Here is a 7,852-nt window from a genome sequence, read left to right on the forward strand (position 1 = left end):
CGCGCAAGTACCGGGTCGAAGAAGTTCTGCGGGCAGCGCTCCCGCTTCTGCGGACTCTGCGGCGGCGGCTGCTCGTCCCGCGGGGGCGGGAATGGTTCGCGACCGAACTCGTAGCCGTTGAGTGTGGTCACCCACGCGCAGTCCTGCGGGTAGGCACGGTTGTAGCCGGCTGACTCGACCCAGGGGACGATTCCCCAGCGCCGACAGAACTCCATGGTGCGTACACCGACCATGTCCATCTTCGGCTGGGTGATCCGACCAGAGCGCCTCTCAGCCAGCATCGACGCGACGCCGCGCCAACCGAGATCGCCGGCCAGGGCGAGCCCTACCGGACCGCCGCCGACGATGAGGACAGGGACGCGGATACGGTCCTGGGGCATCGGTTACCTCGCTGCTTCGCTTGTGCGGTAGTCGTCTTCCAGGCGGTCGAACTCTGCCTTGCGGACCAGTCGCTGACGCTCGGCCCAGGGCGCGATCCGGTCACCGAGCCCGGCGACGGTCCCGGTGCGGCGCACCTCGCCCAGCACGTCCTGCATCCCTTTGACCGCAGCTTGCAGTGCGATGTTCGCGAACAGCACGATCGCGAAGCCGGACAGCTCGGAGAGGGGGACGAGCGGCGTCTTTCCGCCCTCGACCATGTTGGCGACGTGCGGACCGGGAACGGCGACAGGAATCTGGCGCAGCTCGTCGAGACCGTGCGGCGCCTCGACGAACAGGATGTCCGCGCCCGCCTCGCGGTAGGCGGCTGCCCGATCCAACGCGGCGTCGAGTCCCTCAATCACCCGCGCGTCGGTCCGGGCGACAACGCAGAGGGACTCGTCGACCCGAGCGTCGACCGCGGCGTGGATCTTCTGCTGCATCTCGGCACAGCTGAGCACTGCCTTCCCGTTGAAATGCCCGCACTTCTTCGGGCTGACCTGGTCCTCCAGCTGAATCGCGGCCGCACCCGCGCGCTCGAGGCGACGCACCGTCCGCGCGACATTCAGCGCGTTGCCGAAGCCGGTGTCGGCGTCGACGATCAGCGGAAGGTCGATCGCGTCGGCGATGGCCCCGACGTGACCGCACAGTTCGTCGAGGGTGACCAGGCCGATGTCCGGCGTGGCGAGGTAGGTGTTCGCGATTCCCGCGCCGGTCACATAGCACGCCTGGAAGCCGACGTCTTCGATCACGCGGGCCGCGAGTGCATTGGCGGCCCCCGGCACCATCAGCGGGGCTGCCCCCAGCAGCGCCCGCAAGCGGCGTCCCGAACCATCCATGTGCACCCGGCCTCGACAGTGAAGGGTGAGCTGGCTCTCGGCAACCCGTGGTCCGCCAAGACGCTAAGGACCTACCATTGAGCTGTCAAGAGGACCATTTGCTTGACATCCCACACAGGAAGCCCTAGGACGGTGAGGTCCAACCATTGCTAGAAGGGAGAGCGATGTCCTCGGTCGGCCACGATGACAGCCTCGATGCCACATACCTGGCAGAACTGGCCGCGGTCAATGTCCGCGTCCAGGCTCCTGGCGATCCTCCGCTGTTCACAGCGACCCCTTCCTCTCCGATGCGTCCGGTGCACTGGCGGTGGACGGACCTGGAAAAGATCGTCAGCGAGCTGGACCAGCATCTGAACCTCTCCGCCGACGGCGCACGGCGCACGCTGAAGCTCACGAACCCCGGCCTCGAATTTGGCACGACGCCGACGTTCTGGATGTCGATCCAGTACATCCGGCCCGGCGAGGTCGCCACCGCCCACAGGCACACGCCGACCGCGTTCCGGTTCGTCATGCAGGGCCATGGCTGTTTCACCACCGTCGACGGCGAGTCCTACGAGATGAACGAGGGCGACCTGGTGCTCACGCCGAGCCTGACGTGGCACGACCACGTCCATCACGGCGACGCGCCGATGGTGTGGATCGACGTTCTCGACATCTCACTGGTGCGGTCGCTGCACGCGACCTTCTTCGAGCTCTACAAAGAGGAGGTCCAGGAACCTCAGCCGATTCCGGACACCTCGTTCCGGATGTTCGGCACCGGACTCCTGCGCGCCGGACCGGCCCTGCCCCCTTCGGCCGTGAACCCACTACTCACCTACCCGCGATCGGACTCGATTCGTGCCCTGGACTACGCCAGAGGACTGCCGGCCGACCCGGTGGACGACGTGATCGTCGAGCACATCAATCCGACGAACGGATCGTCGGCACTCACCACCCTGTCCACGAAGCGACAACTACTGCGTCCCGGTTTCCGGGGTACGACCCGACGAAATCTCGGCAGCAAGGTCTACTGGGTCGTCGACGGCTCGGGCGTCACGCACGTGGGCGACCACAGGTTCGAGTGGAGCAAGGGCGACTTCTTCGCTATCCCACCATGGACCGACCACTGCCACGAAAACCCTTACTCCGCCGAGGCTTCACTGTTCCGCGTGGACGACTCACCGGTATACGAGAAGCTCGGGCTCTACCGCGAGGAGACCTCGTGAAACTCGCGGTCTTCGACGACTACCGCATAGGCGTGGTGGTCGGCGACGTGGTCAGCGACGTGACGCACGTCCTCCCTGACGCGCTGAATGCCGTGCCGGAGGCCCGGATGAACTGGTTGATCGCCAACTGGGCCGATGTCGCCGACGAACTGACCACCGACGCAGGCGATACGCGCCCAGTGAGCGCCGTGACCCTACGGGCCTGCTCCCCCAGCCCGAGCGGTGTATTCGCATTGCCCGGCAACTACGCGGCCCACCTCGGCGAGATCGGCCGGATGACCGTCAGCGGGAAGCGCACCGCTAACGAGATGGGGTTCTTCCTCAAGGCGCCTGCCAGCGTGATCGGTCCGGGCGAGGCAGTCCGACTACCGAAGGGTTCGGACCGTCGCTTCGACCACGAGTGCGAGCTTGCCGCGGTGATTGGCGCCTCCGCGTTCGAGGTGCCTGCCACGCAGGCCGCGGACGTCGTCTTCGGCTACACCTGCGCGGTAGACGTCACGATGCGCATCGACCCGGACGGCCGGCAGGAAGACCGGTCGATGCGCAAGTCGTTCGCCGGTTTCACGCCGATCGGCCCGTACCTGGTCACTGCCGACGAGATCGGTGACCCGCACACGCTGTCCAGCCGCCTGTCGGTGAACGGCCAGCAGCGGCAGTCCGCGCAGACCAGCGCGATGATCGTCGACGTCTGGCAGGCGATCGAGATCATCTCATCGGTCGTGGCGCTGCGCCCAGGAGATATCGTGCTCACCGGTACCCCGGAAGGGGTTGGGCCGATCGTGCCCGGCGATTCTCTGGAGATCGCGATCGATCGGGTCGGCGCGATGACGCTCGCGATCGAGGAGCGTTCCGCCATCTCCCCGCGGACGTTCTAGTGCCCGGGGTCCTGCCCGCCACGTTCATGCGCGGCGGCACCAGCAAGGCGCTGATGCTGCGACGCGCGGACCTGCCCGCGGACGAAGCGGCTTGGGATCCTCCGCTGCTCACGGCGATGGGCAGCCCCGATCCCTACGGCCGGCAGCTGAACGGCATGGGTGGCGGGCTGTCGTCACTGTCCAAGGTCTGCGTCGTCGGGCCGTCGGCTCTCCCGGAGGCCGATGTCGATTTCACCTTCGCCCAGGTGCAGATCCGCCGAGCCCTTGTCGACTACTCCGGCAACTGCGGGAACATGACCGCGGCGATCGGCCCGTTCGCACTTCACGCGGGCCTGCTGCGCCGGGCGGACGGGCCTACGAGTGTGACAATCTTCAATACGAACACATCGAAGTTCGTGCGTGCGAGTTTCGACGTGGTGGACGGGCTGGCTCTGGAAGAGGGAGACCTCGCGATACCCGGCGTGGCCGGGACAGGCGCTCCCGTCCGGCTGGAGTTCATCGATCCCGGTGGCCCGGCCACCGGCCGATTGTTGCCAACCGGGCGGCCGACGGACCAGCTGCGTACCGACGCTGGAACCTTCACCGTGTCGATGGTGGATGCCGGGAACGCGTGCGTCTTCGTGCCCGCGTCGGAACTGGAACTCAGCGGCGTCGAGCTTCCCGACGCGATCGAGTCGCGAGCCGACGTGCTGTCTACGCTCGCCACGATCCGGGCGCACGCTGCGGTCAAGATGGGTCTTGCCTCTTCTGTTCTCGCCGCGGACGACCGCCCATTGACGCCGTTCGTGGCGATGGTGGGACCACCGAAGCCGTACGCGAGTTCCGACGGCGCCTTCGTGGACGCAGACGACTACGACCTGGCCGTGCGGTACATGTCGAACGGCCAGGCGCACCGCGCGATCCCCGGAACCGGCGCGCTGTGCAGCGCGGTGGCGGCGCGGATCCCCGGCTCGGTCGTGTCGGACAACGTCCGCGACTCAGCACACGGCGCGCTGCGCTTGTCCACACCGGCCGGCGTGATGACCGTCGATGCGCTTGTCGAAGCCCGAGACGACGCGTACGTGGCCCGATCGGCGACCACGTATCGGACGTTCCGGCGATTGTTCACCGGCGAGGTCTTCACGTGAGGGGACGGTCATGACGAACGGAACAGTCATCGTCGGTGGCTCGGTAGCAGGGGTCGGTGTGGCGATCCAGCTGCGCCGGCTCGGCTACGAGGACGCGGTGACGATTCTGGAAGCGCAACCCACGCCTCCCTATGACCGTCCGCCCCTGTCCAAGGGCGTGCTTACAGGCACGGTCGATCTGGCGGACATCGCTTTCCACCCGGAGGAGCAGTACACCCAGCTCGGTATCGACATCCGGACCTCGACTCGGGCCGTTGGTCTGGACGACGACCAACTGGCGGTCCGGCTCACCGACGGGTCCAAGGTTGCCGCCGACATGATCGTCATCGCCAGCGGGGCACGGGCCCGGCCTTTCCCCACCGACGAACTGTCAGGTGCGGTATGGACGGTGCGCGACCTGCCCGATGCGATCGGGCTCAGCTCGGCGCTCGCTAAGGCCGGGCGGGTGGTGATCATCGGAGGCGGCTTCATCGGCGCCGAGGTGGCCACGAGCGCCCGCGCACTGGGCTGTTCGGTGGTCGTCGTCGAAGTGGGAACGCTGCCGTTCGAACCGCTCCTGGGTACCGAGGTCGCCACACGGCTGGCCAGGCTTCACGAGAGCGGTGGGACCGAAGTGCGGTGCGGAGTCGGAGTGGAGCGCGTTGAGCAACTCGCCGCGGGACAGCGCGTCCACCTTGCTGATGGCAGTCACGTGGACGCGGATGTCGTGGTCGCTGGATTGGGAGCCGTGCTGAATGTCGAATGGTTGGCCGGCTCCGGGCTGGTCGGCGACGGGGGCGTGCGGTGTGACGATCGTGGACACACAATCCGTAGCGGTGTCTACGCGGTCGGAGACGTGGCCACTTGGACCAACGGCGACGGCGTTGCCGTCCGTCACGAGCACTGGACCAGTGCACGCGAGCAGGCGCGCATCGTCGCGCATGAGATTGCCGCGATCGAGGGTCCGCGATGGAGCGATTCCGTCCCCTACGTTTGGTCGGACCAGTATGGGAAGCGGATCCAGGTGCTGGGCAGCCCGGCAGGCGCCGATCTCGTTAAGGTCGTAGACGAGGACCCCGAACGCGGCTCCTTCGTCGCGCTGTACGCTCGCGCCGGCCGGCTGATCGGTGTCGTCGGCTGCAATGCCGCAGGAAAAACCATGCGTTACCGCTCTAAGCTGGCCGCAGCTGCGACGCTTGACGAGCTCTGACCGACGAACGACCAAGGTCTCGCGCCGACAGCGTCGACATCCCGTCCCGCTCCGGCACCCGTCCCGACGAGACATCGGCTGAGCCATTCTGATGGCGCTACCATTGCACCAGACGACGCGAGGAGCGATCTGTTCGATGAGTGGTGACCTGGTAGCTCGGACCGATGTCGAACTGTTTCGGCCAGCGCGTCCACGCCGAGCATTCGACGAGATCATCGACCAGGTGCGCCAACTGATCGACGACGGCCAGCTGTCGCCCGGCGACCGTCTGCCCCCAGAGCGTGTTCTGGCCGAACAATTCGCAGTCAGCCGCAACACCGTCCGAGAAGCATTCCGAATGCTCGAGATCAGTGGCGTGATTACGCTGCGTCGCGGGCAGAAGGGCGGCGCGGTCATCACCCAGTCGGGATCCTCAGGAGTCGCGGCGAGCATCAGCCAGCGGCTGTCTCTGACCGACTTCTCACTCGAGGATCTGACCGATTGCATGCGGTGGCTTTGCGGGCTCGTGGTGCACGTGGCAGGTCCGAAGCTGACACCGGAGGACTTCGCGGCGTTGGAAGCGAACACCCAGGCCGGCGCGCAGCTGACTGATGCTGCGAGCCGCGGAGAACGTGCACTCGTGCTGCTCGAGTTCTACAACATCCTCGCGAATGCCACCGACAATCCCGTACTTGCGGTGCTCGTCGAGTCGCTGACATCGATTCTGCGAAGCCTGATCCCACGACTGGACACACCCAATCACCAGTTCGTCATTCGGGCTCGCAGGAAGATGATCAGGCTGCTCAAGAAGGGCGAGTTCGAGGTCGCGGCTGACGAACTCGACGGCTACCTGGTCAAGCTGCACGCGCGCTGGCTGAAGGCAGACGATGGTCGAGCGATCCACACTGTGCCGATCCTCGCCGGTCAGCCTGGCTGAGTCCCCGCCATGCCGAGGACTGGCAGCCTCGGGCGCGCCGTGAGGAGATCACCTCCCCACCGTCATCTCCGTCGGGCGAGGAACTCTCGGGCTGGAGGGTGGTGATAGGCCTGGGTCAGCGCGATGCGGTGCAGTGCGGCGTTGAGCTGGCGGTTGCCGATGCGGCTGAGCCGGACTCGTTCCCGGTTGCCTGACCAGACCGGGACCGGGGCGGTGCCGTTGTGCCGGGCGAAGGCATGTCGGGACCGGAACCGGGTGATGCTCGCGGTCTCACCCACGATCTTGGCGGCCGTGAGCGGACCACAGCCGCGCAATGCCAGCAAGGTGGGCACCAGTTGGGCAACAAGGGGTTCCAGTTCGCGGTCGATCTCGGCGGTCTGGCTGGTCAGCTCGCTGCGCCGGACGGTGAGTGCGCGTGCGATCCGTGCCACCAGCCCGGGCGTCCCGTCGAGTCGTTGAAGGACGGCGGTGAGGTGCTTAGGTCGCCACAAGCAGCGAAGCGCCGGCTCCCATCCGGGGTCGAGTTCTTGCAGATGCCAACGCAGCCGATTGATAGCCCGGGTGCGTTCGGCGACCAGGTCCTCCCGGCGGCCGACGAGCAGCCGCACGTCCCGGGACGGGCCATCCAGGCAAGCAATGGGCAGGTTCGGCTCCCGCAGCGCCGCGCGGCCCACGGCCAGTGCGTCGATCGGGTCGGACTTGCCATAGGTCCGGGCGCTGTCACGGGTGTTGGCCATCATCTTCGGTGGCACCCGCACGATGCGCTCCCCGGCACCGAGCAGGTCACGCTCCAACCGGCGAGACAGATGCCGGCAGTCCTCGACCGCCCAGACCCGCTCGTCGCCGAACTGCTTGGCCCAGCTCAGCAGACTGAGATGATCAGCTGTGGTTGTGGTCGACATGGTGCGTTGGCCGAGCTTGCGACCGGCCTGGTCGACCACGACGACGGTGTGGGTGCGTTTGTGCGCGTCGATCCCGAGGATCACCATGTTCCTGTCTCCCTTCCGCAAGTGGGGTGACAGGACCGGTCGGCGGGCACGCGTCAGTCGGGGCGAGGCCACGCTCCTCTCAAGCCACACTAGCCGGCCCAGGTAGCCGGGCCAGCCGCACAAGGAGATCAAGCCATGACCGGCACGAAGCGGTAGTGAACCACCCCGGGTCTGATGGAGGCTCCACACTGGAGTGGAGAATCTGATCATGGCACGGAGTAGGACGTACCCACGTGAGGTGCGGGAACGCGCGGTGGCGCTGGTGTTTGAGCAGGTCAAGACGGGACAGTACGGC

Annotated in this window: 8 protein-coding genes; 5 read left to right on the forward strand and 3 right to left on the reverse strand. The window is 66.7% G+C overall.

The genetic code is table 11. The annotated features are described in order from the left end of the window. Positions 1-380: FAD-dependent monooxygenase (locus VGH85_19750; protein ID HEY2176044.1), on the reverse strand; the 380-nt coding region annotated here is incomplete at its 3' end. 3 nt (positions 381-383) lie between these two features. Beyond that, complete coding sequence (locus VGH85_19755) at positions 384-1,235, reverse strand: isocitrate lyase/phosphoenolpyruvate mutase family protein (protein ID HEY2176045.1); 852 nt, start codon at positions 1,233-1,235, stop codon at positions 384-386. 185 nt (positions 1,236-1,420) lie between these two features. On the opposite strand from VGH85_19755, the gene VGH85_19760 reads away from it, so the two are divergent. The 5 genes from VGH85_19760 to VGH85_19780 all read left to right on the forward strand — a co-directional run bounded on the left by VGH85_19760 (position 1,421) and on the right by VGH85_19780 (position 6,568). Further along, on the forward strand, positions 1,421-2,461 hold the full coding sequence (locus VGH85_19760; protein HEY2176046.1) for a cupin domain-containing protein: 1,041 nt from the start codon (positions 1,421-1,423) through the stop codon (positions 2,459-2,461). Next, entirely contained in the window at positions 2,458-3,336 is an 879-nt protein-coding gene (locus VGH85_19765; GenBank protein ID HEY2176047.1) for a fumarylacetoacetate hydrolase family protein, read from the forward strand. Before VGH85_19760 ends, VGH85_19765 begins: the two co-directional genes overlap by 4 nt. Beyond that, a complete protein-coding gene (locus VGH85_19770) occupies positions 3,336-4,463 on the forward strand; it encodes a PrpF domain-containing protein (GenBank protein HEY2176048.1) in 1,128 nt (375 codons plus the stop codon). Before VGH85_19765 ends, VGH85_19770 begins: the two co-directional genes overlap by 1 nt. 10 nt (positions 4,464-4,473) lie before the next feature. Next, positions 4,474-5,652, forward strand: a complete 1,179-nt coding sequence (locus VGH85_19775; GenBank protein HEY2176049.1) for an FAD-dependent oxidoreductase — start codon at positions 4,474-4,476, stop codon at positions 5,650-5,652. Between the two features lie 136 nt (positions 5,653-5,788). Continuing rightward, positions 5,789-6,568, forward strand: a complete 780-nt coding sequence (locus VGH85_19780; GenBank protein ID HEY2176050.1) for a GntR family transcriptional regulator — start codon at positions 5,789-5,791, stop codon at positions 6,566-6,568. A gap of 62 nt (positions 6,569-6,630) precedes the next feature. On the opposite strand, the gene VGH85_19785 is transcribed toward VGH85_19780, so the two are convergent. After that, positions 6,631-7,557, reverse strand: a complete 927-nt coding sequence (locus VGH85_19785; protein ID HEY2176051.1) for an IS110 family transposase — start codon at positions 7,555-7,557, stop codon at positions 6,631-6,633. Positions 7,558-7,852: the final 295 nt, after the last annotated feature.

Source organism: Mycobacteriales bacterium (genome assembly GCA_036497565.1).
GTDB lineage: Bacteria > Actinomycetota > Actinomycetes > Mycobacteriales > QHCD01 > DASXJE01.